The 26,954-nt window shown below is 70.4% G+C and carries 26 protein-coding genes; 13 read left to right on the forward strand and 13 right to left on the reverse strand.

From position 1 onward, the window contains the following. Positions 1-4 precede the first annotated feature (4 nt). The 4 genes from HYN04_RS07520 to folK form a co-directional block, all read right to left on the reverse strand. A complete protein-coding gene (locus HYN04_RS07520; RefSeq protein ID WP_110450186.1) occupies positions 5-2,179 on the reverse strand; it encodes a RelA/SpoT family protein in 2,175 nt (724 codons plus the stop codon). Positions 2,180-2,277: 98 nt separating this feature from the next. Then, positions 2,278-2,637 (reverse strand): DNA-directed RNA polymerase subunit omega, encoded by a 360-nt coding sequence (gene rpoZ / locus HYN04_RS07525; protein WP_110450187.1) that lies wholly within the window; start codon positions 2,635-2,637, stop codon positions 2,278-2,280. A gap of 79 nt (positions 2,638-2,716) precedes the next feature. Further along, positions 2,717-3,352 carry an HAD hydrolase-like protein gene (locus tag HYN04_RS07530; RefSeq protein ID WP_241962585.1) on the reverse strand — a complete coding sequence of 212 codons (636 nt, stop codon included), beginning with the start codon at positions 3,350-3,352 and terminating at the stop codon, positions 2,717-2,719. 101 nt (positions 3,353-3,453) lie between these two features. After that, positions 3,454-3,933 carry a 2-amino-4-hydroxy-6-hydroxymethyldihydropteridine diphosphokinase gene (gene folK, locus HYN04_RS07535; protein ID WP_110450189.1) on the reverse strand — a complete coding sequence of 160 codons (480 nt, stop codon included), beginning with the start codon at positions 3,931-3,933 and terminating at the stop codon, positions 3,454-3,456. Between the two features lie 56 nt (positions 3,934-3,989). On the opposite strand from folK, the gene HYN04_RS07540 reads away from it, so the two are divergent. From HYN04_RS07540 to HYN04_RS07570, 7 genes are all read left to right on the forward strand, one after another. After that, on the forward strand, positions 3,990-4,580 hold the full coding sequence (locus HYN04_RS07540) for a LabA-like NYN domain-containing protein (RefSeq protein ID WP_110450190.1): 591 nt from the start codon (positions 3,990-3,992) through the stop codon (positions 4,578-4,580). A gap of 2 nt (positions 4,581-4,582) precedes the next feature. Continuing rightward, positions 4,583-5,236, forward strand: a complete 654-nt coding sequence (locus tag HYN04_RS07545; RefSeq protein ID WP_241962586.1) for a uracil-DNA glycosylase — start codon at positions 4,583-4,585, stop codon at positions 5,234-5,236. Between the two features lie 59 nt (positions 5,237-5,295). Continuing rightward, positions 5,296-6,690: a M20/M25/M40 family metallo-hydrolase gene (locus HYN04_RS07550; protein ID WP_110450192.1), complete on the forward strand. Its 1,395-nt coding sequence runs from the start codon at positions 5,296-5,298 to the stop codon at positions 6,688-6,690. A 32-nt stretch (positions 6,691-6,722) separates the two neighbouring features. Further along, positions 6,723-7,727 (forward strand): formylglycine-generating enzyme family protein, encoded by a 1,005-nt coding sequence (locus HYN04_RS07555; protein ID WP_110450193.1) that lies wholly within the window; start codon positions 6,723-6,725, stop codon positions 7,725-7,727. After that, positions 7,724-9,964, forward strand: a complete 2,241-nt coding sequence (locus HYN04_RS07560) for an arylsulfatase (RefSeq protein WP_110450194.1) — start codon at positions 7,724-7,726, stop codon at positions 9,962-9,964. Before HYN04_RS07555 ends, HYN04_RS07560 begins: the two co-directional genes overlap by 4 nt. Positions 9,965-10,035: 71 nt before the next feature. After that, positions 10,036-11,820 carry an N-acyl-D-amino-acid deacylase family protein gene (locus tag HYN04_RS07565; RefSeq protein ID WP_199285933.1) on the forward strand — a complete coding sequence of 595 codons (1,785 nt, stop codon included), beginning with the start codon at positions 10,036-10,038 and terminating at the stop codon, positions 11,818-11,820. Positions 11,821-11,979: 159 nt separating this feature from the next. Continuing rightward, the gene (locus HYN04_RS07570) at positions 11,980-12,423 is read left to right on the forward strand and encodes a GIY-YIG nuclease family protein (RefSeq protein ID WP_422385648.1); all 444 of its coding nucleotides are present in this window, start codon (positions 11,980-11,982) and stop codon (positions 12,421-12,423) included. Between the two features lie 33 nt (positions 12,424-12,456). Here the strand turns inward: HYN04_RS07570 and HYN04_RS07575 are convergent, their stop codons facing one another. Beyond that, positions 12,457-12,795: a hypothetical protein gene (locus HYN04_RS07575; protein ID WP_110450196.1), complete on the reverse strand. Its 339-nt coding sequence runs from the start codon at positions 12,793-12,795 to the stop codon at positions 12,457-12,459. A 164-nt stretch (positions 12,796-12,959) separates the two neighbouring features. On the opposite strand from HYN04_RS07575, the gene HYN04_RS07580 reads away from it, so the two are divergent. Continuing rightward, positions 12,960-13,460, forward strand: coding sequence for a GNAT family N-acetyltransferase (locus tag HYN04_RS07580; protein WP_241962587.1), 501 nt, complete (start codon positions 12,960-12,962; stop codon positions 13,458-13,460). Positions 13,461-13,463: 3 nt separating this feature from the next. On the opposite strand, the gene HYN04_RS07585 is transcribed toward HYN04_RS07580, so the two are convergent. Genes HYN04_RS07585 through dapA form a run of 3 tightly spaced genes read right to left on the reverse strand, consistent with a single transcriptional unit; the run spans position 13,464 to position 15,554 of the window. Further along, the gene (locus tag HYN04_RS07585) at positions 13,464-14,204 is read right to left on the reverse strand and encodes a GNAT family N-acetyltransferase (protein ID WP_110450197.1); all 741 of its coding nucleotides are present in this window, start codon (positions 14,202-14,204) and stop codon (positions 13,464-13,466) included. A 1-nt stretch (position 14,205) separates the two neighbouring features. Beyond that, positions 14,206-14,658 carry an SsrA-binding protein SmpB gene (gene smpB / locus HYN04_RS07590; protein WP_110450198.1) on the reverse strand — a complete coding sequence of 151 codons (453 nt, stop codon included), beginning with the start codon at positions 14,656-14,658 and terminating at the stop codon, positions 14,206-14,208. Positions 14,659-14,669: 11 nt separating this feature from the next. Next, complete coding sequence (gene dapA, locus HYN04_RS07595; protein WP_110450199.1) at positions 14,670-15,554, reverse strand: 4-hydroxy-tetrahydrodipicolinate synthase; 885 nt, start codon at positions 15,552-15,554, stop codon at positions 14,670-14,672. A gap of 143 nt (positions 15,555-15,697) precedes the next feature. Here dapA and HYN04_RS07600 point away from each other — a divergent pair, with 143 nt between their 5' ends. The 4 genes from HYN04_RS07600 to HYN04_RS07615 are packed head-to-tail and all read left to right on the forward strand — an operon-like array spanning position 15,698 to position 19,558. Beyond that, positions 15,698-16,264: a hypothetical protein gene (locus HYN04_RS07600; protein ID WP_162599587.1), complete on the forward strand. Its 567-nt coding sequence runs from the start codon at positions 15,698-15,700 to the stop codon at positions 16,262-16,264. Continuing rightward, a complete protein-coding gene (locus HYN04_RS07605; protein WP_110450201.1) occupies positions 16,207-17,853 on the forward strand; it encodes a lytic transglycosylase domain-containing protein in 1,647 nt (548 codons plus the stop codon). The genes HYN04_RS07600 and HYN04_RS07605 overlap by 58 nt, the downstream gene beginning before the upstream one ends. Next, a complete protein-coding gene (locus tag HYN04_RS07610; RefSeq protein ID WP_110450202.1) occupies positions 17,850-18,764 on the forward strand; it encodes a class I SAM-dependent methyltransferase in 915 nt (304 codons plus the stop codon). The genes HYN04_RS07605 and HYN04_RS07610 overlap by 4 nt, the downstream gene beginning before the upstream one ends. Further along, on the forward strand, positions 18,761-19,558 hold the full coding sequence (locus HYN04_RS07615) for a TrmH family RNA methyltransferase (protein WP_110450203.1): 798 nt from the start codon (positions 18,761-18,763) through the stop codon (positions 19,556-19,558). Before HYN04_RS07610 ends, HYN04_RS07615 begins: the two co-directional genes overlap by 4 nt. Positions 19,559-19,564: 6 nt before the next feature. On the opposite strand, the gene hrpB is transcribed toward HYN04_RS07615, so the two are convergent. Both hrpB and HYN04_RS07625 read right to left on the reverse strand, forming a co-directional pair. Further along, entirely contained in the window at positions 19,565-22,021 is a 2,457-nt protein-coding gene (gene hrpB, locus HYN04_RS07620) for an ATP-dependent helicase HrpB (RefSeq protein WP_110450204.1), read from the reverse strand. A gap of 57 nt (positions 22,022-22,078) precedes the next feature. Next, positions 22,079-23,473 carry a tetratricopeptide repeat protein gene (locus HYN04_RS07625; RefSeq protein ID WP_162599588.1) on the reverse strand — a complete coding sequence of 465 codons (1,395 nt, stop codon included), beginning with the start codon at positions 23,471-23,473 and terminating at the stop codon, positions 22,079-22,081. A 109-nt stretch (positions 23,474-23,582) separates the two neighbouring features. On the opposite strand from HYN04_RS07625, the gene HYN04_RS07630 reads away from it, so the two are divergent. Beyond that, positions 23,583-24,248 (forward strand): MBL fold metallo-hydrolase, encoded by a 666-nt coding sequence (locus HYN04_RS07630; protein ID WP_110450206.1) that lies wholly within the window; start codon positions 23,583-23,585, stop codon positions 24,246-24,248. Here HYN04_RS07630 and HYN04_RS07635 read toward each other — a convergent pair. From HYN04_RS07635 to HYN04_RS07645, 3 genes are all read right to left on the reverse strand, one after another. Next, positions 24,245-24,886: a hypothetical protein gene (locus tag HYN04_RS07635; protein WP_110450207.1), complete on the reverse strand. Its 642-nt coding sequence runs from the start codon at positions 24,884-24,886 to the stop codon at positions 24,245-24,247. The genes HYN04_RS07630 and HYN04_RS07635 overlap by 4 nt on opposite strands. A 127-nt stretch (positions 24,887-25,013) precedes the next feature. Then, positions 25,014-25,613, reverse strand: coding sequence for a porin family protein (locus tag HYN04_RS07640; RefSeq protein WP_162599589.1), 600 nt, complete (start codon positions 25,611-25,613; stop codon positions 25,014-25,016). A 160-nt stretch (positions 25,614-25,773) separates the two neighbouring features. Then, on the reverse strand, positions 25,774-26,952 hold the full coding sequence (locus HYN04_RS07645; RefSeq protein ID WP_110450209.1) for a BaiN/RdsA family NAD(P)/FAD-dependent oxidoreductase: 1,179 nt from the start codon (positions 26,950-26,952) through the stop codon (positions 25,774-25,776). Between the last annotated feature and the right edge of the window lie 2 nt (positions 26,953-26,954).

Raw genomic sequence — 26,954 nt, forward strand, 5'->3', positions numbered from 1 at the left:
CGGCTTACCCGGCCCGCTTCGAGCGCTCGACCGTCTCGATGGCGGGGTTGGCGCGAAGGGCCGCAGCGATGTTGGTCAGGTGCCGGGCGTCCTTGACCTCGATGTCGAAGTCGACGTCGAAGAAGTCCGTCATCCGCCGATGCATCCGAAGGTTGACGATGTTGCCGCCGGCCTCGCCGATGGTCGTGCAGGCCTGGCCGAGAACCCCGGGGGCGTTGCGGATGGTCGCCGTCAGCCGGGACTGGGTCAGGGTGTCGCGCTCGGCCTCGGGGGTCCACTGCAAGTCCCGCCAGAGGTCCTCCTTCTCCTCGAAGGCGGCGAGTTCCGCGCAGTCGATGGTGTGGACGGTCAGGCCCTGGCCGTCACCCTCCAGGATGCCAACGATCCGGTCGCCGGGCACGGGCGTGCAGCAGACGCCGAAGTGCAGACTGACTCCGGGCGTAAGTCCGCCGCCCCGGACATAGAGCCGCGCGCCGGCGCCGCCCTCGATGCGTCGCACCGCCGTCGCCGCCTCCCTCGCCGCCGCATCGAGCCGCGGGAAGAGGATATCCAGCACCTCCGCGGGCGCGATGCTTCCCCGGCCGACCCTTTCGAACAGCTCGTCGGCAGAGCCGACCGCCAGACGCTCCAGGGCGGGGGCCAGCGAGACGTCGCCCCGGGACTTGCCGGCGCGGCTGAAGGTCTGGTCCAGCGCCGCCCGGCCAAGGCGGGTGAACTCGTCCTTTTCGGTCTGGCGGATGTGCCGCCGGATGGCCGACCTCGCCCGCCCGGTCACGGTCAGCGAGCGCCAGTCGGCCGGCACAACCGGCTTGGGGGCCCGCACCACCTCCACTACGTCGCCGTTCTGAAGGGGCGTACGCAGGGGGCGCGGCTCGCCGTTGATCTTCACCCCGATGCAGGTGTCGCCGATATCGGTGTGCAGGGCGTAGGCGAAGTCCAGGGGCATGCCGCCCCGGGGCAGGCTGACCAGCCGGCCTTTGGGCGTAAAGACGAAGGTCTGGTCGAGGTACATCTCGAGCTTGGCGTGCTCGACAAGTTCCTCAACGTCGCCGCCGTGCTCCAGAACCTGCACGAGGTGCCGCAGGTTGACCAGCGGGTCGCGCCCGCCCTGCTCGGCCTGGTGCTCGGCGTCGAACCCGTAGGAGGCGTCCTTGTAGCGCCAGTGGGCGGCTACGCCCTCCTCGGCGATACGGTCCATGGACTCGGTGCGGATCTGCATCTCGATGCGCATGCCCCGGGGGCCTACAACGGTGGTGTGCAGGGACCGGTAGTTGTTCCGCTTGGGGGTCGAGATGTAGTCCTTGAAGCGGTCCGGCACCGAGGGCCAGGCCCGGTGGGCCACGCCCAGGGCGCGATAGCAATCCTCCTCGGTGTCGACGATCACCCGGAAGGCATAGATGTCCGAGAGCTGCGAGAAGCCGATCGACTTGCGCTGCAGCTTCCGCCAGATCGAGTAGGGGTTCTTCTCCCTGCCCAGGACTCGGCTGGGCACGCCCGCGGCTTGCAGCCGACTGATGATCTCCTGCGAGACCAGGGCCACAGCCCCGCCCTGCTCGGTGCGCAGGGCGTTCAGGCGCCGCTCGATCGCATCCCGGGCCAGCGGGTTCAGGTGGGTGAAGGCCAGTTCCTCAAGCTCGGTGCAGATACGGTGGCAGCCGATGGACCGGGCAAGCGGCGCGTAGATGTCCAGGGTCTCGCGGGCGATCCGCTCGCGCTTGGCGGGCGCCTTGATGTGCTGGAGGGTGCGCATGTTGTGCAGCCGATCCGCCAGCTTGACCAGCAGCACCCGTACGTCCCGCGAGATGGCCAGGATGAACTTGCGCAGGTTCTCCGCCTGCCGGGTGTGCTCGCTGTTCAGCTCCAGCTTGGTGAGCTTGGTCACCCCCTCGACCAGCCCGGCGATCTCGACTCCGAACAGACGCCCGATCTCGGCTGAGGTGGCCTCGGTGTCCTCCACCGTGTCGTGCAGAAGGGCGGTGATGATGGTGGCGGCATCCATCCGGTAGTCGGTCAGGATGCCGGCGACCTGGATGGGGTGGGCGAAATAGGGATCGCCCGAGGCCCGCTTCTGGGAGCCATGCATTCGCATGGCGTAGACGTAGGCGCGGTTGAGCACCGCTTCGTCTGCGCTGGGATCGTAGGAGCGGACCTTCTCGATCAGCTCATACTGGCGAAGCATGGACCGCCGGGGGGCGGCCTCGGCTGGAGACGGGGCGAATGCGGTCCCTGCCTGCGGGGCTAGGGTTGCAGGCGGGCGCTCGGCTGGCGCCTCAGGGCTCAGTAGCGCTCTTCCTGACCGCCGTCGCGGTCGCTCTGGAGGGCCCGGACGAGTTCAAGCTCGCTCATCTGCTGGTGGGTCGGATCCGCCAGAAGGGCCAGGGTCTCAGCCTCTTCCTCGGCCTCGGAGCGCTCGTCCACCCGCTGCAGGGTGGTGATGAGGCTTTCCTTCAGCTCCTCGGGGTCGACCATGTCGTCGGCCAGTTCGCGAAGGGCCACGACGGGGTTCTTGTCGTTGTCCCGATCGACAAGCAGGGGCGACCCGGCGGAGATGCCCCGGGCCCGGTGCGCCGCCAGCAGCACGAGGCTGAAGCGGTTCGGGACCTTCTCGATGCAGTCTTCGACGGTGACGCGGGCCATGGCTACCTCGGCAGGCGGATGGAACCGCTCCACATAGAGCCTTGGGGCCGATTGTGCAACGCCGCAAGGCGCCGGGCGATCAGTCCCGGCCGAGAGCCGCCCGCGCGATGTCGTCCATGGTGTTGAACAGGAAGGTTGGCCGATGGGCCTCCAGGATCTCGGGCCGGGCGTAGCCCCATGTCACCGCGCCGGAGTCGATCCCGGCCCGGGAGGCGGCCTCGATGTCCCGGGTCTCGTCGCCGATGGACAGGACCTGGCCGTGCCGGGCCCCCGCACGCCGGATGACCTTCCTGAACTTGGGCGTCTTGCCGAACATGGACGCGCCGCAGGCATAGTGGCTGATACAACCTGCAAGCTCGGGACCCAGGATCTTCCGGACGTTGGCTTCGGAGTTGGAGCTGACCAGGGCCAGAACCACGCCAGCCTCATGGAGCGCCCGGATCAGGGCCGGCGACTCCGGGAAGAGCGGTATCTTCGAGGTGTTCTCGGAAACCAGCCGCCGGGTGTGCCGGGCGATGAAGGGCATCTTCCAGGCCGGCACCCGCATGTAGGCCACCACCTCGCGGCTGGACCGGCCGCGAAGCATGGCGATTTCGTCGTCGCTGATCTGGCGGAAGCGGAACCGGCGCGCGACATCATTGGCCATGCTGATGAACCAGTCAGCGCTGTCAGCCAGTGTTCCATCGAAATCGAAGATGACGAGCCGATAGGCCAAGCGTTTCCCCCCGGGCGACGACCGGCCGTCACCCTCCCCCTCTTCCGGTCGGGAATCCTGCACGATTGGCGCGCCGCGCGCCAGTCCCCCGGACCGGGCGCTCATCGGGCCGGCCTCGCATCGCGTCCGGCGGTCGCCCGCCCCGCAAGCTCTGACGCGGTCAGGCCGAGGACCGGATGACGCCAGTCCGGGGCGATTTCGGCCAGGGGCCCCATGACGAAAAGCCTCTCGTGCGCCCGCGGATGCGGCAGGGTCAGGCCGGGCGACTGCATCAGGCTTCCTCCATGGTCTATCAGGTCCAGGTCCAGGGTCCGGTCGGCATTGCGGACGCCCCGGGCCCGTCCGAAGCGGGCCTCGATCTCCAGGAGCCGCCGAATCGTCTCCTGAGGGGTGATCGTCGCCTCGACAATCGCGACCCCGTTGCGATACTCATTCGCCGACGGGTCCGGCCATGGGGACGATCTCCACCAGCAGGACCGGCGAAGAATCGGCAATCCCGCCTCCGAGAAGAAAGACAGAGCGGCTTCGAGAAGATCCTCCGGCGACGCGTGATCGCCGGCCAGGTTGGACCCCAGCGCCACTACGGCCCGGACGGGCCTCCCGGCGACGACGCCAGACTCCGGAAAACCCTGACTCAATGACCTTCTACCCCACCGACAGGCTGGCGCTCTTCATCGACGGGGCCAACCTCTACTCCGCCGCCAAGGGCCTTGGCTTCGATATCGACTACCGCAAGCTCCTCGACGAGTTCCGCAAGCGCGGGGTGCTCGTCAGGGCCTACTACTACACCGCCCTGGTCGAGGATCAGGAGTATTCCCCGATCCGCCCCCTGGTGGACTGGCTCGACTACAACGGCTTCCGGCTTGTCACCAAGCCCGCACGTGAATTCACCGACTCCCAGGGCCGCAAGCGCTGGCGCGGCGACATGGACGTGGAGATCGCCGTCGACATGATGGAGATGAGCGCCCACGCCGACCACATGGTGCTGTTCTCCGGCGACGGCGACTTCCGCGTGCTGGTCGAGGCCGTCCAGCGCCGCGGCGCCCGGGTGACGGTGGTCTCGACGGTGAAGTCCCAGCCGCCCATGGCCTCGGACGACCTGCGGCGCCAGTCGGACTCCTTCATCGACCTGGCGGACCTGGCCGACCTGATCGGCCGTCCGTCGCGCCTTCCCCGGTTCATCCAGGAAAGCCGCGTCGGCGCTGACCGCGACGCCCCGGACGCCTGATCGTGGCCCTCGTCACGGCGGCGACCGGTCCCGAGCCGGACCGCGACTGCGGCCTCTGCCCCCGCCTCGTCGCCTACCGGGCCGAGAACCGGGCCCGGAACCCGGACTGGTGGAACGGGCCCGCGCCCTCCTTCGGCGATGACCAGGCCAGGCTCCTTGTCCTGGGGCTGGCGCCCGGCCGCACGGGCGCCAACAGGACGGGTCGGCCCTTTACGGGCGACCACGCCGGGGTGATGCTTTTCGAGACCCTCCTGAAGACCGGGTTCGCCCGGGGCCGCTACGACGCCCGGCCCGACGACGGCCTGACCCTGGTCGACTGCATGATCTCGAACGCGGTGCGCTGCGCCCCTCCCGGCAACAAGCCCGAGACCTCCGAGGAGGCCGCGTGCCGCCCCTTCCTGGCCGCACGGCTCGCCGCCCTGCCCCGCCTGGAGGTGGTGGTGACCCTGGGCGACGTCTCCCGGCGCAACCTCCTGAGGTCCCTCGGCCTGCCCGCCTCGGCGGGGACCAGCGGCCATGGCGCGGAGTTCGAGGCCGGGCCCTACAGGGTCCTGAACAGCTACCACTGCTCGCGTCTCAACACGAACACGGGCCGGCTGACCCCAGAGATGTTCGAGGCTGTCTTCCGGCGCGCCAGGAACCTGCTGGACGGCTGACAAGCCCGGCCGGGCGGTCTAGGCAGGGAGACTGTCCTCGCAGGTCCCGGAGTCCCGCAATGAGTTCCGCCGTGCGCGCCCTCGCCTTCACCGCCGCCCTCCTCGCCGCCCTGCCCGCCGTGGCGGCGCCTCCGGGCCCGGCCGACCAGGCGCAGGCGCTCGAGATCCTGAAGTCCAGCATCAGCTACAGGACGACCGAAAGCGCCGGCCAGGCGACGATGCTGGCCTACGCCAACTGGCTCAAGGGCGTCCTGGTGAAGGCCGGATACCGCGAGGCGGACGTCACCGTGGAGCCCGTGGCCGGGACCGCCGTCCTCATCGGCCGCCTGCCGGGTCGCGACCCGTCTCGCAAGCCCCTGGTCATCTCCGGCCACATGGACGTGGTCGAGGCCCGGGCCGAGGACTGGACCCGCGATCCCTTCACGCCCGTCGTCGAGAAGGGCTACGTCTTCGGACGGGGCGCAGCCGACAACAAGTTCGACGTCTCCATGGTCGTGGCCACCCTCGCCCGCCTCCGGGCCGAGAACTGGCGACCCGGGCGCGACGTCATCCTCGCCCTCTCCGGCGACGAGGAAACCCTGATGCGCAGCACGGCCGTCCTGGCCCAGCGCCTGAAATCCGCCGATCTGGTGCTGAACGCGGACGGCGGCGGCGGCGAGCTGGACGCCTCCGGCAAGGCGGTTTCTTACGGAATCCAGGGCGCCGAGAAGACCTACGCCGACTTCACCCTGCTGGCCGTGGACCCTGGCGGCCAGTCCAGCCGGCCAACCCCCGGCAACCCCATCTATCGCCTGGCGAGGGCGCTGGAGCGGATCGAGGCGCATCGCTTCCCCGTCCAGTCCAACGAGATCACCCGCGCCTCACTGGCCGCCAGCGGCCGGGACCTGCAGGGACCGACCGGCGAGGCCCTCCGCCGGTTCGCCGCCGATCCGAACGACGCCGCGGCTGCGAAGGTGCTGTCGGACGACCCGTCCTGGGCGCCCTACCTGCGGACCACCTGCGTCGCCACCCTGGTCAGCGGTGGACACGCCAGCAACGCCCTGCCCCAGCGGGCCAGCGCCAACGTCAACTGCCGGATCTTCCCCGGGACGCCGTCAACTTCCGTCCTCCAGGTCCTGAAGGACATTGTCGCCGACCCGGCGATCACCGTGACCCGCAATGACGACGGCTCCATCGACAGCCCCCCCTCGCCCCTGCGCCCTGACGTGGTGCGGGCGGTGACCAAGGCCGTGCATGCCGTCCACCCCGGACTGGCCGTGGTGCCCGCCCAGTCGGCCGGGGCGACCGACAGCATGTACTTCCGCGCCGCCGGCGTTCCCAGCTACGGGGTCTCGGGCCTCTTTACCCGGGATGACGACACCTACGCCCACGGCCTGAACGAGCGCGCGCCCCTGGCCGCCATTCCCGGCGCCCTTGTCCACTGGGACTCCCTGATCCGGGATCTGGGCCGGTAGGTCCCGGGACAAATCTCCACGGGGCGGGCGTCATGAGCCAGGGCGGGTGCTGCGGGCCGACCGAGACGGCCGGCGTCCGGGTCCGGGCCGTTGGCCCGCGTGCGACGCCTGGCGAGGAAGCCGCCGGTCCCGTCGGCCCGGTCCCTGACCTGTCCCTGGTCTCCCTGCCGGGTGGAGAGTTCCTGATGGGCAGCAACGCTGGCGAGGGCGAGCCCGCCGATGGCGAGGGGCCTGCGCGTCCGGTCTGGCTGTCGCCGTTCCGCATCGCGCGCACCGCCGTCACCAACCGCCAGTTCGCCGCCTTCGTGGAGGTCACCGGCTACGTCACATATGCCGAGGAGGTGGGCTCAAGCTTCGTCTTCGCGGGCCTGTTGCCGGACGACTTTCCCCCCACCCGCGGCCTCGTCGATGCGCCCTGGTGGCGCGAGACGCCGCAGGCCTGCTGGCGCCGGCCCGAGGGAATCGGATCGGACTGGCGCGGGCGCGAGGACCACCCCGTCGTCCATGTGAGTTGGCACGACGCCCTCGCCTTCTGCAGGTGGTCAGGCCTGCGCCTGCCGACCGAGGCGCAGTGGGAGTACGCGGCCCGCGGGGGCCTGGAGGGCCGCCGCTATCCCTGGGGCGACGACCTCAACCCGGGCGGTGAACATGCCTGCAATGTCTGGCAGGGGCGTTTTCCCCTTCGGAACGAATGTGCGGACGGTCACGCGGGGACCGCGCCCGCCGATGCCTATCCGCCGAACGGCTTCGGCCTGCACAATACCTGCGGCAATGTCTGGGAATGGTGCGCCGACCGGTTCAGCGCCCCCCATCCCCCTGGACCGCTGCGCGATCCCGCCGGCCCGTCCTGGGGCGAGCGGCGGGTGATCCGCGGCGGCAGCTATCTTTGCCACGAGAGCTACTGCTTCCGCTTTCGCGTGGCGGCCAGAAGCGCCAACATGCCCGAGGCCACCGCCGGACATATGGGCTTTCGCTGCGCCGCCGACGCCCTGCCCGACGACCCTGACCCCAATCCCTCCCGAAAGGACACCCGATGAGCCCGACGCCCAACCGCAACGGCCTTGGCCTGACCGCCAGCGAGTCCCGGCCGTTCTGGCCCGAGCCGGCGCGGGCCCCGTCGGGCGCCCCCAATGTGGTCTGCATTGTCTTCGATGACCTCGGTTTTGCGGACCTGGGCTGCTACGGCTCCGAGATCGCCACGCCGAACATCGACGCCCTGGCCGCCGGAGGCCTGCGCTACACCAACTTCCACACGACGGCCCTGTGCTCGCCGACCCGCGCCGCCCTGCTGACCGGTCGCAACCACCACTCGGTGGGCATGGGCGGGCTGGCCGACTGGGATCTTGGCTTTCCGGGCATGCGCGGGCGCATCGCCCGCAGCGCCGGCACCCTGGCCGAGATGCTGCGGCCCGCCGGCTACAACACCTTCGCCACCGGCAAGTGGCACCTGACGCCCACCTTCGAGACCTCGCAGGCCGGCCCCTTCGACCAGTGGCCCCTGCAGCGCGGCTTCGACCGTTACTATGGATTCCTCGAGGGCGAGACCAGCCAGTGGCACCCCGAACTGGTGCTCGACAACCACCACATCGAGGCGCCGGACCACGAGGGCTATCACCTGTCCGAGGACATCGTTGACCAGTCCATCGGCTTCATCCGCGCCCAGCGCACCATCACGCCCGAGAAGCCCTTCTTCCTCTACATGTGCCTGGGCGCCCAGCATGCGCCGCACCATGCGCCCAAGGCCTTCATCGACCGCTATGAGTCCGTCTTCGAAAAGGGTTGGGACGCCACCCGGGCCGACCGCCTCGCCCGACAGAAGGCCCTGGGCCTGGTCCCCGCCGACACCGTCCTGCCTGAGCGTAATCCGGGGGTGAAGCCCTGGGACGCCCTGAGCGATGACGAGCGCCGGCTGGCCGTGCGGCTCCAGGCGGCTTTCGCGGGCATGCTCGAGCACGCCGACCTGCAGGTGGGCCGGTTGGTGAACTGGCTGCGCGAGCAGGGGTGCCTGGAGAACACCCTGATCACCCTGATCTCGGACAATGGCGCCAGCCAGGAGGGCTCGCCCTTCGGCACTGTGAACGCCCTTCGCTACTTCAACGGCGTGCGCGACACCCTGGCCGAGAATCTCGAGCACATCGACGCCATCGGCGAGGCCCACCTCAACAACAACTACCCGTTGGGCTGGGCCATGGCAGGCAACACCCCGCTCAAGCGCTACAAGCAGAACACCCATGGCGGCGGGGTCCGTGACCCGATGATCGTGCACTGGCCGGCGGGCATCCCGCAGGGCGGCGAGATCCGCCACCAGTTCCACCATGTCTGCGACATCACGCCGACCGTGCTCGAGGTGACGGGCGTGCAGGCCCCGGCCGAGATCCACGGGGTCACCCAGCAGCCCATCGAGGGGACCAGCTTCGCCTACTCCTTCGGTGGAGGCGCCGAGCCTACCCGCAAGCGGACACAGTACTTCGAGATGCTCGGCCACCGGGGCATCTGGCATGAGGGCTGGAAGGCGGTGACCTGGCACAAGCCCGGGACCGCCTTCGACGCCGACCAGTGGGAGCTTTACAACCTGGACCAGGACTTCAACGAAATGCACGACCTGGCCGGGCAGGAGCCTGCGCGCCTGCAGGCGATGGTCGCGCGCTGGTTCTCGGAAGCCGGGGCCTGCAACGTCCTGCCCCTGGACGACACCCTGAACCGCTTCGTCAGCTCCAACCCGCACAGCGTGGCGTCACGGCGGTCCTGGGTGCTCCAGCCCGGGGGCGGCCGCATTCCGCAGGCCGCCGCGCCCGACATCCGCAACCGCTCCTACCGGATCGACGCCCAAGTCGAGATCCCGGAGGGCGGCGCCGAGGGCGTGCTCATCGCCCAGGGCGACTGGTGCGGCGGCTACGCCCTCTACCTGAAGGACGGCCATCTCATCCACGATTACAACTTCGTGAACCGCCACTACGTCGCCCGGTCGGCCCGGCCCGTGCCGGCGGGCCGCCACACCCTGAGCTGGGTGGTGCGCAAGACCGGCGAGTACACCGCCGAGGGCGAACTGCGGATCGACGACGAACCCTGCGGGTCGGCGGTGCTGCCGCAGACCTACCGCGCACAGGCCTCCTTCATCGGCATGGAGATCGGGCGGGCGCCCAAGCCGGCGGTGTCGGACTTCGTTGCGCCCTTCCCCTTCACCGGCGTCCTGCACCGCGTGGAGGTCGAACTCGGGGATGACCAGCAGACCGACGCCCAGGCCAGCCTCGAGGCGGCCCTGCGCCGGCAGTAGGGCCTTGGGCAAAGGACTGGAAACCTGCCGGGTTTCGGCCCTAGAGTGGTGCGGAATTTCAGACCGGCGCAATGCTGGCGCTCATTTGGGAAGACGACGACATGCTGGACCTGATCATCCGGGGCGGGACTGTGGTGGACGGGACGGGCGCAGCGCCCGCCGTCGGGGACATCGGGATCCAGGGCGACCGCATCGTCGCCGTGGGCAAGGTCGAGGGCCCCGCCCGGCGCGAGATCGACGCCACCGGCCTGATCGTCACCCCCGGCTGGGTGGACATCCACACCCACTACGACGGCCAGGCCACCTGGGATGCGGTCATGGCGCCGTCCAGCTGGCACGGCGTGACGACGGCGATCATGGGCAACTGCGGGGTCGGCTTCGCCCCCGTCCGCCCGGGCAGCCAGGACTTCCTGATCGAGCTCATGGAAGGGGTCGAGGACATTCCCGGCGCCGCCCTGGCCGAGGGCATCGACTGGAAGTGGGAGACCTTCCCCGAATACCTCGACGCCCTGGAGTCCAAGCCCCGCGCCATCGACGTGGGCGTCCACGTGCCCCACGGCTCGGTCCGGGCCTATGTCCTGGGTGACCGCTGCAACACCGACTACAAGCCCGACGCGGGCGAGATCGCCGAGATGGCCCAGATCGTGCGCGAGGGCGTCGCCGCCGGCGCCCTGGGCTTCTCGACCTCCCGCACCCTGCTGCACAAGGACGTCCACGGCGTCCACGTTCCCGGCACCTTCGCCGGCTCGGACGAGATGCTGGCCCTCGGCCTGTCCATGAAGGGCCTCACCCACGGCGTCTTCGAGATGGTCTCCGACCACCTGGGCGACGATGACGAGTGGGCCTGGGTGAAGGGCTTCGTGGAGGAGACCGGCCTGCCCGTCACCCTCGTGGCCACCTCGGCCGGCGCCTATCAGGGCGACAAGATGTTCAACATCGCCGAGGAGTCCCGCCAGAAGGGCATGGACATCCGGCCGCAGATCGCCGGCCGGCCCACAGGCGTGCTGCACGGCCTGACCTCCAACTTCCACATCTTCCTGGCCAGCCCGACCTGGAAGTCCGAGCTTGAGGCCCTGTCCGTCGAGGACAAGGTGGCCGCCATGGGCCGCCCGGATATCCGCGCCGCCCTGCTCGCCGAAGACTCCCCCCTGATCCGCGCCGCCACGTCGGCGCCGGTGGGTGGCCAGGTCGCCGGCCTCGATGGCCTCCTGTGGCGCATCTTCCCCCTGGGCGAGCGCCCGAACTACGAGCCCGACCGCGAGGGCAGTGTGGCGGGCCTGGCCGAGGCCGCGGGCGTCTCCCCTGTGGAGATGATGTACGACCTCCTGCTGCGGGATGGCGGTCGCGAGCTCTTCTACCAGCCCCTCGGCGGCTACCAGACCTACAACTTCGACTTCTTCCGCAAGAACATGCAGCACCCGAACGTGCTGTTCGGCCTGTCTGACGGCGGCGCCCATTGCGGGGTCATCGCCGACGCGGGCATGCCCAGCTTCATCCTCACCCACTGGGCCCGGGACCGGGTGAAGGGCGAGCAGTTCCCCCTGGAGTTCCTGGTCCGCAAGCTGACCAGCGACACCGCCCGGGCCTACGGCCTGAATGACCGCGGCCGGATCGCGCCAGGCCTGCTGGCCGACCTGAACGTCATCGACTTCGAGGCCCTGCGCCTGTTCCGCCCCGAAGCCATCCACGACCTGCCGGCCGGCGGCCGGCGCCTTGTCCAGCGGGTCGAAGGCTATCGCTACACGGTCAAGTCCGGCCAGGTGACCTTCGAGGACGGCCAGCACACCGGCGCCCTCCCCGGCGGCCTGGTCCGAGGCGGCCGCGAGGCGGTGATCCTGGCGGAAGCCGCGGAATAGGACCGGGATTCTTTGGAGCCTGGAGCCCTACTCCGTCCTGCTTACCTCTTCTCCCGTGATGAGGTTCTCGGATCGGATTGCCCGGTTCCCAGGGATCGTGGGGTCTATGCTTGGTGGTTTCGTGAGCCGCCCCCGCAGGTCCTGACGTCGGGATGCCTTGTGATGGATGGCTTAACCCTTCTCTACATTGGCATCTCACCGAAGAATGAGACGAGCCGGCAGACGCTTCGTTCTCGCCTCAGGTATCATTTTTCGGGGAACGCCGAGGGATCAACCCTGCGCCTCTCGCTGGGGGTTCTTCTAGAGGATCTGAGCGGTTTCCCGCTTCGCAGGGTCGGAAGCGGCAGGCGAATGACTCTGACGCACCTTGGCGAACAATGGCTCGACAGGTGGCTTCAGGAGAACGCGCGGGTTAGCTGGGTGACAGACCGGCTCCCATGGGCTCTTGAGAAGGAACTGCTTGAGCGCGTCCCTGTTCCGCTCAACCTGCAGGGAAACGAACACCATCCGTTCTTCGAAGTTCTCAGCGAGCGGCGGCGACTCGCAAAGACGGCGGCGCGCTTATCCGCGATCGCAGCTGAAGGAAATCAGAGCAGATCCTGATCCGACGGCGGCGCTGACCTCAGTCAGTCTCCGTCAGCGCGGCGTCGTGCAGCGGCGCTCGATTTCCTTGTTGATCAGGGCGCGCTTGTCGTTCTGGCTCATGTCGGCGACGCCAGCCAACGGGATGCCGAAAGGACCAAGCAGCAGGCCCAGACCGACGCCGGTTCCCATTCGAGAGAGTGTCTTGTCATCGTACTTCAGGGCGATGTTCCTGGCGTCGAGGCACTCCTGCGAGGAATACTTCGGGTCACGCTCGTCCAGATTCGAGATCGTCTTCTGCGGGGTAGAGGCGCAGGCACCCAGGGCCGTGGCGGCCACCAAAGCGGCGGCAAGCGCCTTGGGCGGACGGCGGTTGTTCTGATGGTTGGTCATGCCCGGATGTCTCCCCTCTGGTATGTTGACGGGGCAGACTTTCGGGTCAGTCGGCGCGGGGATCAACCCCCCGCCCCATCAGACCGATGGCGTGCGCCGGGATGGCGCTACGCCGCTCCATCAAATGTCCGGCTTCGGTTCCGGTTGACAGGCCCGGAAGTCAGATGAACCTTACCGCAATGCCGCGCGGCGACAGACTTCCAGATGATCTCCGCTTCGAACTGGACGATCTCTCCCGCCAGCCGGTCCGGGACCTGGTGGCCCGTCACCTGGCCGGCATGCATGCCCAGAGTCCACCGGAGAGCGTCCATGCCCTCGCCCTCGAAGGGCTGAGGGATCCCGCCATCCGGTTCTGGAGCGTCTGGAAGGGCGAGGACCTCGCCGGCATGGGCGCGCTTCGCCGGATCGACGCGGGGAACGGAGAGATCAAGTCGATGCGGGTGGCGGACGCCTTCCTGGGCCAGGGCGTTGGCCGGGCCATCCTGGATCACATCCTTTCAGAGGCCCGGGGCCTGGGCCTTGCGGTGCTCTGGCTTGAGACCGGCTCGGTTGAAGGCTTCATTCCGGCCCGCACGCTGTACGCGAGCGTCGGGTTCACGACCTGCGGGCCCTTCGACACCTATGGCCCCGATCCCTTCAGCGTCTTCATGACCCTCAGGCTCTGAGGCTCAGCGCCAGTACCAGTAGCGCCACAACTCGGTGAAACCGGCGGCGCGGTAGAGCCGACGGGCCGGGTTTCCGGCCTCCACCTGCAGCACCAGTTCCTTCAGCCCCCAAGCGGCGGCCTCGCGCGCGAAGGCCGCGAGGATGCGGCCCGCGTGACCCTGCCCCCTCTGGTCGGGCGCGGTGCGCATGCCATGGATCCCGCCTACACCCCCGGCGCGGGACAGGACACCGACCGCAAGGGTCCGGTCGCCTTCGCGAACGGCGGCGTATCGTGCGCCGGGAGAGCGCGACAACTGGGCCACGCGTCGGGCGCCCTCATCCGCATCGAAGCCCGGTCCGCAGAAGGTCGCCGCCCAGTCTTCGTCCGGCGCCGCCAGCAGGACCGGCCAGGGTCCCCTGACCCCGGGGTTGGCGAAGCTGGAGACCACCCCGGACCCGGCGGTCATCATCCAGGTCGGCTCTGAGGGACGATAGCCCGCCTCGGCGAGGCACCGGATCACGGGAGACAGGGGGGCGAGGTCCGGAACCCGGAAGGACGCCGGCAGGCCCTCGACGGCGTAGGCCTCTACCAGGGCCGGGGTCACCGGCGGCGGCGGTTCGTGCGCGAGGGGCGCCGCAGAGCGTGCGCGGCCCATGGGCCCGTCGTCGAGGCCCAGAATCCAGCCGTCCCGCTCCACCACCCGGCGCGGCGCAACGCCTGCGACGGTCGCGCGCTCGAGCCGGGCAACGTCGTCGGCCTCCACCTCAGCCCTTGTCCCGCAGCAGCCGGGCCTTGTCCCTCTGCCAGTCCCGCTCGGCGGAGGTCTCGCGCTTGTCGTGCAGCTTCTTGCCCTTGGCCAGGGCCAGCTCCAGCTTGGCCAGGCCCTTGTCGTTCCAATAGAGCTTGGTCGGGATCAGGGTCCGGCCCTCGCGTTGGACCGCGCCGATCAGGCTGTCCAGCTGCTTGCGGTGGAGCAGCAGCTTCCGGTGACGCCGGGGCTCATGGTTGAAGCGGTTGGCCTGGGCGTAGGGCGGGATGTCGGCGTTGATCAGGTAGATGTCCCGCCCCTCCACCGCCGCATAGGACTCGGCGATATTGGCCCGGCCGTTGCGCAGGGACTTCACTTCCGTCCCCGTCAGGGCGAGGCCCGCCTCGAAGGTCTCTTCCAGGAAATAGTCGAAACGCGCGCGGCGGTTTTCGGCGATGAGCTTGGACATGGCGGGGGGCGTCAGGCGACGCCGACCTCGGCGAGGGCGGCGTCCACCTCCCGGCGGGAAGCCTCGGAGGCCGGAGTGATGGGCAGGCGGGCGGTTTCCTCGCAGAGGCCCAGCCGCGAAAGGGCGTACTTGGTCGGCGCCGGCGAGGCGTCGGTGAAGAGGGCCCGATGCAGGCGCAGGAGGCCATCCTGCCAGTTGCGCGCCGCCTCCCAGTCCCCCGACAGGGCGGCTTCGTAGAAGGCCGCCACCTGCCTGGGCGCCACATTGGCCGACACCGAGATGCAGCCGTGGCCGCCATGAGCCATGTAGCCGAGGGCGGTGGGGTCATCACCCGACAGCATGACCCAGTCGGCGCCGCAGGTAATGCGCTGCTGGGTGGCCCGGACGAGATCGCCCGTGGCGTCCTTCACCCCGACGATGTTCGGCAGGACGCTCAGCCGGGCCAGGGTCGCGTCCGAGATATCGACGCTGGTCCGGGCAGGGACATTGTAGACCAGCACCGGCAGCTGGACCGCCTCGTTGATGGCGGCGTAGTGGGCGTAGAGCCCCTCCTGGCTGGGCCGGTTGTAGTAGGGCGTCACCACCAGGGCGGCGTCGGCGCCGATCTGCTTGGCGTGGCGGACGAGTTCAATGGCCTCGGCGGTGGAGTTCGACCCGGCGCCGGCGATCACGGGCACACGGCCAGCTGCGGTCTGCACCGCGAGCTCGACCACCCGGCGGTGCTCGTCATGGCTGAGGGTGGCCGTCTCCCCGGTCGTACCGACGGGCACGAGCCCGTGCACACCGCCCTCGATCTGGCGCTCCACCAGCCGGATGAAGGCGTCTTCATCGACCTCGCCCCCCCGGAAGGGAGTCACGAGGGCCGGGAACACGCCCCTGAACAAGGGATCGGACATGGGATGCAGAATACCGTAAGAACGCGCCGCCGGTTGCGGCAGGAGGTCGGGCACGGACAATATGGCCGACAGCCCCCCCGCCGCAACCGATTGAGTCGGGGTTCTGAGACGCCGCTGGCGGAGTGCGTATGCTGGAGCGAAGGGTGAAGAGCATTGTCACGGCCGGACTGGTCGTGGGTTTCGCCGTTGCGCCGGTCGCCTCGGCGGCCCAGGTCGCCCCGGCAGGCCCGCCGCCGGCCTCTCCCGCCATGGAGGCGCCTCGATCCGCCGGTGCGGAAGCTGCACCACCGACAGTGGTCGTCCCGCCTGTGCCCGCGGCCCCGCGCTACACGTCGATCTCGAACGCCGACGCTGACGCCCTCCAGGAACTGATCGGCGACGCCCGCCGCGGCGACGTCAACGGCGGGCGGGACGCCATGGCGCGGATTTCCGAACCCTCGGCCCGGCGGCTCGGCCTTTGGCTGCTGCTGGACACCAACGGCCCCAGCATGGGCTTCGCAGAGGTGGACAGGTCGCTCCGCGACATGGCCGACTGGCCCCGGCCGGCCCGCCGGCGGCTGGCCGCCGAGCGGCTGATCGCGACCTCTGGGCTGACGCCGCGCCAGGTTATCGCCTGGTTCGGCCGCGAGGCCCCCGCCACCCCCGAGGGGTCATGGCCCTGGCCTCGGCCCTGCGCGGCGTCGGCGACAACCGGGCAGCGGCGGACCTGATCCGGCGGACCTGGCGCGGCAAGCCCTTCGACCTCGACGACCAGCGGGCCATGATGTCCAGGTTCGGCGACGTCCTCAGCGTGGACGACCACATCCGCCGGGCTGACATGTTGCTGTTTGGCGCCCAGGGACCGGCGGCGCGCGACCTGATTCCCCTCCTGCCGGAGGACCAGCAGGCCCTCGCCCAGGCCCGCATCGCCTTCCGCCAGAAGTCGCCGACGGCCCTGGCCCTGGCGAACGCCCTTCCCCCCTCGGTGGCCGCTGCACCGGGCCTGGCCTTCGAGAAGGCGGCGCATTACCGCCGGGCGGGCCTGGACCAGCTGGCGCGGGCCGAACTCGTCCGGTTCCCTCGTGAGGTCTGGTCCGACGAGATGGGAACCCGCATCTGGGACGAACGCTACCAGCTGACCCTGTCGGCCCTGCGCAACGGTGATTCCCGGGCGGCCTACGAGGCGGCCGCCAACACCGGCCTGCAGACCGGCGCCGACGCGGTGGAGGCCGAGTTCTACGCAGGCTGGATCGCCCTGACCCGGCTGAAGGATCCGGCCCGGGCCGAGGCCCACTTCAAGCACATCGACCGGGTGGGCACCTCACCCATCACCCTGGCGCGGGGCCTCTACTGGCGGGGCCGGGCCGTGGAGGCCCTGGCGGGCGTCGACGCCGCCGATGTCTTCTACCAGGCCGCCGCCCGGCACCGGACCACCTTCTATGGCCAGCTCGCCGCCGAACGCGCCGGCTACGCCCGGCTCGACCTGGGCAAGGACCCCGCCACCGGCCCCCGCGAGCGGGCCCGCTTCGAGGCCAAGGACACCACCCGGGCCGCGCGAATCCTCTACGAGACCGGGAACCGGGACCTCTTCCGCAACTTCGTCCTGGGCCTGGACGACGTGCTCGACAGCGACGCCGACCAGGCCATGCTGGTCGACCTGGTGCGGGGCTACGGGGACCGGGACACCTCGATGAAGGTCGTCCGTGCGGCGGCCCAACGCGGCTTCATCCTGCCCGACCGCGGCTATCCCGTCCGCACCCCGCCAGAGGTTTCCAACGCCCCCGAGCCGGCGCTCGTCCTGTCCATCACCCGGCAGGAAAGCGGGTTCGACCCCCTGGTGCGGTCCGGTGTCGGCGCCCGGGGCATGATGCAGCTCATGCCCGCCACGGCCGCGGCGACGGCACGACGCATGGGGGTCCCCTACGCCCCCTCCATGCTGGACGAGCCCGACTACAACATGCGCCTGGGTTCCACCTACCTGGGCAGCCTGATCTCCACCTTCGGCGGCTCCTACGTCATGGCGGTGGCGGGCTACAACGCCGGGCCGGGTCGCTCCACCCAGTGGGCTGGATTCTGCGGCGATCCGCGTTCGGCCAACGTCGATCCCATCGACTACATCGAGTGCATTCCCTTTTCGGAGACCCGCAACTACGTCATGCGGGTCATGGAGGCCGTGGCGGTCTACCGGGCCAAGGCGCGGGGCGGATCGACGCCCCTGACCCTGACCGACGACCTGAGGCGCGGCGTCTACACCCCCCGGGCGTCCCAGCCGACGCCCCAGCCGACGCCCGTCCCGACCCCGCCGGAGCCTGCGAGATGAGCACCGCCCGGAACCCGCCTGGCCCCGCCGTCGACACAGAGCCGACCCTGCTGCGGACGGTGGGCTGGTCGGACTACGACCTCGTCGACTCCGGCCGCGGCCGCAAGCTTGAGCGCTACGGCCACCGCATGGTCGTGCGGCCAGAGCCCCAGTGCCTCTGGTCGCCAGGACTGGCGGCCTCCGAATGGAGCACGGCGGACGCCGTCTTCGACCCCGCAGACGAGGAGGACTCCGGTCGCTGGAGGTTCCGCGACGCGCCCATCGAGCCCTGGGTCTCCGGCTGGGGCGCCGTGCGCTTCCGGGGCCGCTTCACCCCCTTCCGTCACCTGGCCTTCTTTCCCGAGCAGGCCGCCAACTGGGAGTGGCTGGACCAGACGGTCCGCGCCGCAGGCCGTCCACTCAACATACTGAATCTCTTTGGTTACACCGGCGTCGCCAGCCTGGTCTGCGCCGCCGCCGGCGCCCAGGTCACCCATGTGGACGCCTCCCGCAAGGCGATCGGCTGGGCCCGCGAGAACGCGGCCCTCTCCGGCCTGGAGGACCGCCCGATCCGCTGGATCTGCGAGGACGCCCGCAAGTATGTCCAGCGCGAGATCCGCCGGGGCGTGAAGTACGACGCCATCATCCTGGATCCGCCCAAGTACGGCCGCGGTCCGGATGGCGAGGTCTGGCGCCTGTTCGACGACCTGCCCGACCTGGCCGGGATGTGCGCCGAGCTCCTGACGGCTGACGCCCGATTCCTCCTGCTCAACGCCTATGCCGAGCGCATCTCGGGCGCCGCCCTGGCGGGACTTCTGGCCGACCGGCTGGAAGGGCGCTCCGGGACCATCTCCTGGGGCGAGCTCGTCCTGGTGGAAAGCGCCCGCCAGCGCGAGATCGGCATGAGCTTCTACGCCCGCTGGACCGCATGACGGCCGCGCCCCGCCAGGTCACCTCCCTGACCAATCCCCTGGTCAAGGCGGTCCGCGCCCTGCACCTGCGCAAGGCCCGGGACGAGACCGGCCAGTTCGTCGCGGAAGGCTTGAAGTTTGTCATTGAAGCCCTTGAACTCGGTCGATTTCCGGAGATCCTTCTCCACGGGCCCGAAGCTGCGGGACACCCCCTGCTCGAGCGCGCCGTCAAGGCGACCCTGGGCGCGGGCGGCCAGGCCGTGGAGGTCACCCGGGACATCCTCGCCAAGGTCTCACGGCGCGAGAATCCGCAGGCGGTGATCGGCGTCTTCCGCCAAGCCTTCACCGACCTCGAAGCCCTCGACCCCTCCGCCGCATCAGGCTGGGTCGCCCTGCACCGGGTGCGCGACCCGGGCAATCTGGGCACGGTGATCCGCACCGCGGACGCCGCCGGCTGCGGGGCTGTGATCCTGGTGGGCGAGTGCTGCGACCCCTATTCCGTGGAGGCCGTGCGGGCGACCATGGGCTCCATCTTCGCCCTGCCGATCGTCTGCGCGGACGAGGGCGAGTTCGCCGCCTGGCGGGCCCGCTGGCCGGGCTCGGTGGTGGGAACCCTCCTGTCCGCGACCGTCTCCCACGCCGAGGCCGCCTATCGCCGTCCGACCCTGGTCCTGCTGGGCAACGAGCAGCAGGGCCTGCCGCCCGACATGGCCGCCCTCTGCGACGTCAACGTCAAGATCCCCATGCGCGGCCGGGCGGACAGCCTGAACCTGTCGGTGGCGGCCGGCATCATGATCTACGCTGTAACGGCCTGATCTTCCTCAGGTTCCTCGGGGCTTCGCCCGGGAGGTCGGAGCCGCCGAGGCGGGATCCTCCGGCCAGACATGGCGAGGATAGCGCCCCCGCATCTCGGCCCGCACCTCGCGCCAGGACCCGCGCCAGAAGCCCGGCAGGTCGCGGGTGGTCTGGATGGGCCGGTGCGCGGGCGAGGTCAGCGCCAGGGTCAGGGGCGCCCGGCCGTTCGCGACGGCGGGATGGACCCCCAAGCCAAACACCTCTTGCACCCGCACCTCCACCCGCGGCCCACCCGGAGCCGCGTAGTCGATCGCGAAGCTGTTGCCCGTCGGCGCCGTCCAGCGGGCGGGCGCCAGGGCGTCCAGCCGTCTCTGGACGGCGTAGTCCAGTCGTCCGGCCAGGGCGGCGTCGAGGCGGACAGGCGACAGGTCCTCCAGCCCCCGCAGGCCGTTCAGCGCCGGACCCAGCCAGTCGTCGAGGTCCCGGACCAGCGCCTCGTCACCCAGGTCCGGCAGGTCCGCCTCGCCCAGCCCCTCCAGGAAGGCGACCCGGGCCCGCAGGCTGCGACCCGCCTCCCCCCAGGCCAGGGACGCCAGCCCCTCCGCACGGACCTGGTCGAGGAGGGCGGCGCGGATCAGGTCGCCGGAGGGCGCCTCGTCCAGGGTCTCCTTCAGCACCAGCCGGCCCAGGCGCTCGATCCGCACGGCGCGGAGGCGGCCCGAGGGGCCGGGCTCGATCCGGGCCTCGCGGACAATGTCGGCCGCGAACAGGGCCGGAATCTGCGCCGGGTCCAGAGGCGCCGCCAGGAGGATCCGGTCCGACCGCCCGCCCCCGCCCAGTTCGCCCACGGCCAGCCAGGCCTCGCGGGCAAGGGGATCGGTTTCCTCCAGCCAGACGCCGCGGCCGCTGGCCAGCTGGAAATGCCCCAAGGGGCCCCGCGCCCGGGCGACCCGCTCCGGCCAGGCCAGGGCCAGCAGCAGGCCGTCATCAAGGGACGAAGGGTCCGCAGCCCGCGCCGCCTCTCGCTCCGCCAGGGCCGCCCAGCGCTGGGCCAGCCGGCGCGCCTCCGTCGCCCGGCCCCCTCGGTCCCGCTCGAGGGCCTCCAGCCTCTGGCGCAGGTCTGGATCGCGGCCGCCCAGCCCGGGCTCCGAGGCCAGGACGGCGATCCGGGCCGCGCGCCCCGCCTGCCCCCGGGCGGCGGCGGCCAGCACCATGTGGGCGAGCCGGGGCGGCAGGGGCAGGCGCGACAGGGCCTCGCCGTGGGGGGTCAGCACCCCCTGCCCGTCCAGGGCGCCCAGCCGGGAAAGCAGGCTCCGGGCCTCGGCCAGGGCGCCGGCGGGCGGCGGGTCGAGGAAGGCCAGGTCCCCGGCGTCCTTCACCCCCCAGCGGGCCAGATCGAGAGCGAGGCCCGACAGGTCGGCGTTGAGGATCTCGGGCGGGGCGAAGGCCGGCAGGGACCGGGTCTCGGCCTCGTCCCAGAGGCGATAGCAGGTTCCCGGTCCGGTCCGGCCCGCCCGGCCGCGCCTCTGGTCCGCCGCCGCCCGGCTGGCCCGGAGGGTGACAAGCCGCGACACCCCGCTCCCGGGATCAAAGCGCGGCGAGCGCACCAGGCCGGCGTCGACAACCGCCGCTATGCCCTCCAGCGTCAGGCTGGTCTCGGCGATGTCGGTGGCCAACACCACCTTGCGACGCCCGGCGGGCGCCGGCGCGATGGCCCGGTCCTGGGCGGCGGGATCGAGAGCGCCGTAGAGGGGCGCAAGGTCCACATTCCCCGGCAGGCCCGCCGTCTCCAGGCGCTCGGCGGTGCGACGGATCTCCGCCTGCCCGGGCAGGAAGACCAGCACCCCGCCCGGCGTCTCCGCCAGGGCCCGGCGTACGGCCCGCACCGCCTGGTCCTCCACCGACGCCCCCGGATCGCGTCCCAGGTGCACCGTTTCCACCGGCCAGGACCGGCCCTCGCTGGCGATCACCGGCGCCCCGCCCAGCAGGCCCGCCACGGCGGCGCAGTCGAGGGTGGCCGACATGACCAGGAGCCGCAGGTCCGGCCTCAGCACCCGGCGGCAGTCTTCGGCCAGGGCCAGGCCCAGGTCGGCGTCGAGGCTGCGCTCGTGGAACTCGTCGAAGATGACCAGGCCCACGCCCTCCAGGCCGGGATCGTCCAGGATCATCCGGGCGAAGACCCCCTCGGTCACCACCTCCAGCCGCGTGGCCGCCGACACCCGGCTCTCCAGGCGCACGCGGAAGCCCACGGTCGCCCCCACCGTCTCGCCCAGGTTGGCGGCCAGCCGGGCGGCCACGGCCCGCGCAGCCAGCCTCCGCGGCTCCAGCATGAGAATCTTGCGTCCCGCCAGCCAGGGGACGTCGAGGAACTTCAGGGGCGCAAGCGTACTCTTTCCCGCGCCCGGCGGCGCCACGAGCACGGCCGAGGCCCCGGCCTCAAGGGCGTCGACCAGCGACGGCAGGACCTCTTCGACGGGCAGCATGGGAGGGGTCTAGCCCCCGCCACGAAGGCGGCCAAGGGCTACATGGGCCACGGGATGTCAGGCGGCAGGCGGCGCCGGGCGAACCCCCTCAGGCTGAGCCTTCCATGCCGCGGCTCGGCGACGGGCATCTGCCGCTGCGTCCGGGGTCAGTCGACCGGACAGATCGCTCACAAGCCGCTTGGCGAAAAAACGCTGGTCCTGACTCGAGGACGGATTGGCGTCGGCGATCTGGGCCCAGAAGTAGGACTCGGCGAGGGCTTCGGGATCGGGGACGCCTGGCTGGTAAATTCCGGGCTGCTGGAGTTGAACGGCCAGCTCAATCTGGCTGGCCGCATGCCCCTGTGTTGAGGCGCGTCTCATCCAGTCCCGGCTGGCGCGCAGGTCCCGGGGTCCCGAGATGCCTTCCAAGTCCATTCTGGCGAGCCAGGACTGCGCGGCCGGGTCGCCGGCTTCGGCGCCTGCCCGGGCCAACTTCCGGGCGCGGGCGAAGTCCAGGTCGGCCTCTGCGGCGGCGATGGTGGCGAGGGTCGGGTTGGACAGCGCCCCGGGATCCTCGGTCTGGGTCACCTCCTGCGCTTCCTTGACGATCAGGGCCTCCTCCCAATTGAAGACCCGCCCGGGAGTCCATTCCGGCCTGGGGCGCCAGTCCCGGACCGCGGCGCGGACGCTCGCCGCCTCGTCGGGCGTCATCCGTCGCATCGCCAGGTCAGTGGCTTGTCGATCCCCGCTCAGGGCGAACCAGCGCGCGGCCTCTAAGGGATCGGGGGTATCGTAGGTCCTGTCGTACGCCCGAACACTGACGGCCCTGGAGGCAAGATCCCCAAGCCGCGCCTGAGCTTCCGGATCCCCCTGGAGCCCAGCCCTCAGGTACCAGTCCCGGGCGATGGCCTTGGAAGGCTCAACCGTCCGCCCCGATTCGTACATCTGTCCCAGGGCCACCTGCGCCCGGGGATACCCTTGCCCAGCAGCCTTGGAGAACAGGGCGACGGCCTGGGCGTCATCCCTCTTCAGGCCCAGGCCGCGCGCGTAGGCCTTTCCCAATTCGAATTGCGCTGGCGCGTAGCCCTGGCCTGCGGACTTACGCAGCCATTTCAACGACTCCGCCCGAGAGATCATCTGCAGCGAAAAACCATTGGTGGCGTAGGCGTACTGTGCCCGGGCCTCTCCGGATTGGGCTGCACGGCGTCGCCAGCTCCAGGCCGCCTCCCCATCGGCCTTCACCCCGAGGCCCTTCTCGTACATCCAGCCCATGGCCGCCTGGGCCTCTCCATCACCGGCCTCAGCCAAGCGCCTGAGGCTGGGGGCGGCCGCGACATAGTCACCCTGGTCGTAGGCAGACCAAGCGGCGGCGGCCTCGGAGGTAGCGGCGGGCGCGGCCTGGACCGCGACGGTCCATACCGAGATTGCAGCAGCCAAGGCAACCGCCGTGGCGAAGGCATACCGGCGCATCATGTTCTCCTGCGCGAAGCTCGGCCGGGGTCTTTCCCTTTGGGAAAGGATGCAACTGCTAAGCGCAGCCTGTCCACCTTGCAAATCCCCGCGCGGCACCGATGATAGGGCCATGAGCCAGCCGCCCATCCGCGCCATCATCGCGCCCGTCACCCCGCTCCAGCAGAACTGCACCATCGTCTGGTGCGCAAAGACGATGAAGGCGGCGGTGATCGACCCTGGCGGTGAGGTACAGCGGCTGATGGGCGGGCTGCAGCAGCATGGCCTGACGCTGGAGAAGATCTGGATCACCCACGGCCACCTGGACCACGCAGGCGCCACCGCCCAGCTCAAGGCCCTGACCGGGGCGGTGATCGAGGGCCCGCACCGGGATGACGCCCCCCTGATCGCCGGCATTCCGGAGTCCGGGGCCCGCTACGGCATGCCCGACGCCCAGGCCTTCGAGCCGGACCGCTGGCTCGAGGACGGCGACCGCGTCACCCTGGGCGAGACCGAGTTTGAGGTCTACCACTGTCCCGGCCACACCCCCGGACACGTGGTCTTCTTCAACCGCGAGGCCCGCTTCGCCCAGGTCGGGGACGTCCTGTTCCAAGGCTCCATCGGCCGGACTGACTTTCCGGGCGGCAGCTATCCGCAGCTGATCGCCGCCATCACCGGCAAGCTCTGGCCCCTGGGCGAGGACGTGGCCTTCGTGCCCGGCCACGGCCCCATGTCGACCTTCGGCCGCGAGCGCCAGACCAACCCGTTCGTCTCGGACGAGGCCCTGTCGGAGGGTTAGGCCGGCCGGTCGGACGAAGTCCTTGCGGGCGGAGCCTTGGCGGGCGGCTTACTGTCGGGCCTGCCCCGGGCGAGGAAGGCCTCAAGGACCGGCTTCAGGGCGAGTTCCAAGGCGAATTCCTGGTGTCTAAGGTCGCCCCCGAACAGCATCCGCGCGTTCAATCTCTCGCGGGCGAAGACCCTGTCCGGAGCCAGGGCCGGCGAGATCGGCGCCGGGATGGAACCATCAGGCAGCCGGAAGTTCCTGCGGAAGGACCGGTCGTACGCAACTGCAAGCCTGTCCATCATCGCGCACCGCAGAAGGACATTGCGCGTCAGGGCCGGCCTGAGGGCGGCCCAGTCCGCATAGCAGTTCTCGACGAGACCCATGGCCTCGCTCATGCCGCCATTCCGGTAGGCCGAGATGAAGTCCACGACGGCGATTTCGACGATCGCCGGGGGTGGCGACGGATGGAGCTCCTCAAGCGTCGGCGCCCGGCGTGGCAGGGTTCGGTCGAGCCATTTCCAGAAGCCCGGGACAGGCTTCGGGACCTCCCAGGCCAACCGGTCCGGCAGGTTGGCGCCGGAGATCAGGCCTCCTGCGAAGACGAGGAGGACCAGCCCTGCGAAGACGAGGCCACGCGCTGCTTGGGGGTTCACTTGCTCCTCCTGCCCTGGTGGCCCACAGCCGCCGAGTTGGGAGACTGAACCCTGGCGACGCCGAAATCGGTCGCAGGCGATGCCGGGTCCCCGCCGGGCTCTTCAGGACGAGGACCCGACCCCGGCGTCAGAAGCGCCAGTTCAGTCCGGCGCGGAACTGGGAGCCGCTAGGCTCCAGCCCCGCCTCATCCTCATAGGCCGAGTAGAGATACTCCACCCTGAGGCCGACCTGTTCGTTGAGGCGGGTCTCCAGGCCGCCGCCGAGGCGCCAGGCCGAAAGGTCGCGGTCATCGGACTCGTCGTCCACGGAGGCCTTGAAGTTGGTCTGGCCCCAGGCCAGCCGGCCGTAAAGGGCGGTGGCGTCATTCACCATGACGCCGGCCCGCCCGCCGATGTCGAAGGACCTGCCCGCCTCAAGCTTGATACGGCTAAAGCCGTCGGAGGCGGTGAACTCCGAACTCGAGGATTCGATTCCCATCTGCAGGCCAAGGAACATGCGCTCGCCGACGGGGAAGTCGTAGCCGGCATAGCCGCCGAAGCCGACGCCATTGACGCTCAGGCCGTCGAACTTGTCGCCGGTTTCAATGAGGTCTTCGGCCCGGGCCTCGAAGGAGTCAGACGAGAGTGCGACCCCGGCATAGGCGCCCGAGAAGGGTTCGGCCGAGGCGATCCCGGCGGAGATGAGGACGGCGGCGAAGCCCGCAGCCGTGGCGAAGCGATTAATCATGAAGATATCCCTGTTGAAGCTCCGGCGGCGGCGAGGCCGCGCCGGCGGCCCCCTAGTCGCACCCTGATGCGACATGGTTGGTCGGAGCTTCTCAGGGTGGAGCTCGGGGACGACCGATCCTGTCGGACGAGACGGGGCCAGCCCCCCGGACGCCGCCTGTCTAGACCGCCTGCCCCGCCGCCCAGCCGCTGGCCCAGGCCCACTGGAAGTTGTACCCGCCGAGCCAGCCGGTGACGTCCACCGCCTCGCCGATGACATGCAGGCCGGGGACCCTGCGGGCCTCGAAGGTGCGGCTGTCGAGCTCGCGGGTGTCGACACCGCCCAGCATGACCTCGGCGGTGCGGTAGCCCTCGGTGCCGGCGGGACGGAAGGTCCAGGCGTTCACAGAGGCGGACAGGCGGGCCAGGGCGGCGTCATTGCAGTCGCCCAGCCGGGGCGGCGCCTCGGCCGCCTCGGCCAGGGTGCGGGCGAGGCGCGCGGGCAGGAGGTCGGACAGGAGGGCGGCGGGCGACTGGCGACCGGCCCGACCGCGCTCGGCCTTGAGGTGCGCCATAAGGTCGACCCCAGGGGCGAGGTCCACCGTCACCCCCTCGCCTTCCCGCCAGTAGGAGGAGGCCTGGAGGACCGCGGGACCTGAGAGGCCCCTGTGGGTGAAGAGCAGGGACTCCTCGAAGGCGACCCCGCCCGTCGTCACCCGGGCGGGCGCAGAGACCCCGGCCAGGGGCGAGAGCCGCTCCAGGAAGTCGGGCGCCAGGGTGAAGGGGACCAGGCCGGCGCGGGGTTCGACGATGGCGAGGCCCAGGCGCCGGGCCACATCAAGGGCGTAGCCGGTGGCGCCCATCTTGGGGATCGACTTGCCGCCCGTGGCCAGGACCACCCGTTCGGCCAGGACCTCGCCGCTGTCGAGAACCAGGCGGAAGCCGGGCTCGGCCGGGGAAAGGTCGCGGACCGGGGTCGACAGGCGAAGCTCCGCCCCGGCCGACGTCATCCGACGGACGAGGAGGTCCACTACCTGCCGGGCCGAGCCCTCGAGGAAGAGCTGGCCAAGCGTGCGCTCGCGCCAGGCGATCCCCTCGCGATCCAGAAGGGCGATGAAGTCCGCCGGCGTGTAGCGGCTGAGGGCCGAGATGCAGAAGCGGGGATTGTCCGACAGGAAGCGGGACGGATGGACGCCCAGGTTGGTGAAGTTGCACCGCCCGCCGCCGGAGATGCGGATCTTTTCGCCGGGCGCCCGGGCGTGGTCCAGCACCAGCACCCGCCGGCCGCGCTGGGCGGCCTCGGCGGCGCACATCATGCCGGCGGCGCCGGCCCCGATCACGACGACGTCGAAACGTTCCACCG

The sequence above is a fragment of the Phenylobacterium parvum genome, assembly GCF_003150835.1.
GTDB lineage: Bacteria > Pseudomonadota > Alphaproteobacteria > Caulobacterales > Caulobacteraceae > Phenylobacterium > Phenylobacterium parvum.

What these genes read in the sequence shown, in the direction of transcription:
- HYN04_RS07520 (WP_110450186.1), bottom strand. Translation starts at nt 2,179, where the DNA reads ATGCTTCGCCAGTATGAGCTGATCGAGAAGGTCCGCTCCTACGATCCC.
- rpoZ (WP_110450187.1), bottom strand. Translation starts at nt 2,637, where the DNA reads ATGGCCCGCGTCACCGTCGAAGACTGCATCGAGAAGGTCCCGAACCGC.
- HYN04_RS07540 (WP_110450190.1), top strand. Translation starts at nt 3,990, where the DNA reads ATGACCTTCTACCCCACCGACAGGCTGGCGCTCTTCATCGACGGGGCC.
- HYN04_RS07550 (WP_110450192.1), top strand. Translation starts at nt 5,296, where the DNA reads ATGAGTTCCGCCGTGCGCGCCCTCGCCTTCACCGCCGCCCTCCTCGCC.
- HYN04_RS07555 (WP_110450193.1), top strand. Translation starts at nt 6,723, where the DNA reads ATGAGCCAGGGCGGGTGCTGCGGGCCGACCGAGACGGCCGGCGTCCGG.
- HYN04_RS07560 (WP_110450194.1), top strand. Translation starts at nt 7,724, where the DNA reads ATGAGCCCGACGCCCAACCGCAACGGCCTTGGCCTGACCGCCAGCGAG.
- HYN04_RS07565 (WP_199285933.1), top strand. Translation starts at nt 10,036, where the DNA reads ATGCTGGCGCTCATTTGGGAAGACGACGACATGCTGGACCTGATCATC.
- HYN04_RS07575 (WP_110450196.1), bottom strand. Translation starts at nt 12,795, where the DNA reads ATGACCAACCATCAGAACAACCGCCGTCCGCCCAAGGCGCTTGCCGCC.
- HYN04_RS07580 (WP_241962587.1), top strand. Translation starts at nt 12,960, where the DNA reads ATGAACCTTACCGCAATGCCGCGCGGCGACAGACTTCCAGATGATCTC.
- smpB (WP_110450198.1), bottom strand. Translation starts at nt 14,658, where the DNA reads ATGTCCAAGCTCATCGCCGAAAACCGCCGCGCGCGTTTCGACTATTTC.
- dapA (WP_110450199.1), bottom strand. Translation starts at nt 15,554, where the DNA reads ATGTCCGATCCCTTGTTCAGGGGCGTGTTCCCGGCCCTCGTGACTCCC.
- HYN04_RS07605 (WP_110450201.1), top strand. Translation starts at nt 16,207, where the DNA reads ATGGCCCTGGCCTCGGCCCTGCGCGGCGTCGGCGACAACCGGGCAGCG.
- HYN04_RS07610 (WP_110450202.1), top strand. Translation starts at nt 17,850, where the DNA reads ATGAGCACCGCCCGGAACCCGCCTGGCCCCGCCGTCGACACAGAGCCG.
- HYN04_RS07615 (WP_110450203.1), top strand. Translation starts at nt 18,761, where the DNA reads ATGACGGCCGCGCCCCGCCAGGTCACCTCCCTGACCAATCCCCTGGTC.
- hrpB (WP_110450204.1), bottom strand. Translation starts at nt 22,021, where the DNA reads ATGCTGCCCGTCGAAGAGGTCCTGCCGTCGCTGGTCGACGCCCTTGAG.
- HYN04_RS07625 (WP_162599588.1), bottom strand. Translation starts at nt 23,473, where the DNA reads ATGATGCGCCGGTATGCCTTCGCCACGGCGGTTGCCTTGGCTGCTGCA.
- HYN04_RS07630 (WP_110450206.1), top strand. Translation starts at nt 23,583, where the DNA reads ATGAGCCAGCCGCCCATCCGCGCCATCATCGCGCCCGTCACCCCGCTC.
- HYN04_RS07640 (WP_162599589.1), bottom strand. Translation starts at nt 25,613, where the DNA reads ATGATTAATCGCTTCGCCACGGCTGCGGGCTTCGCCGCCGTCCTCATC.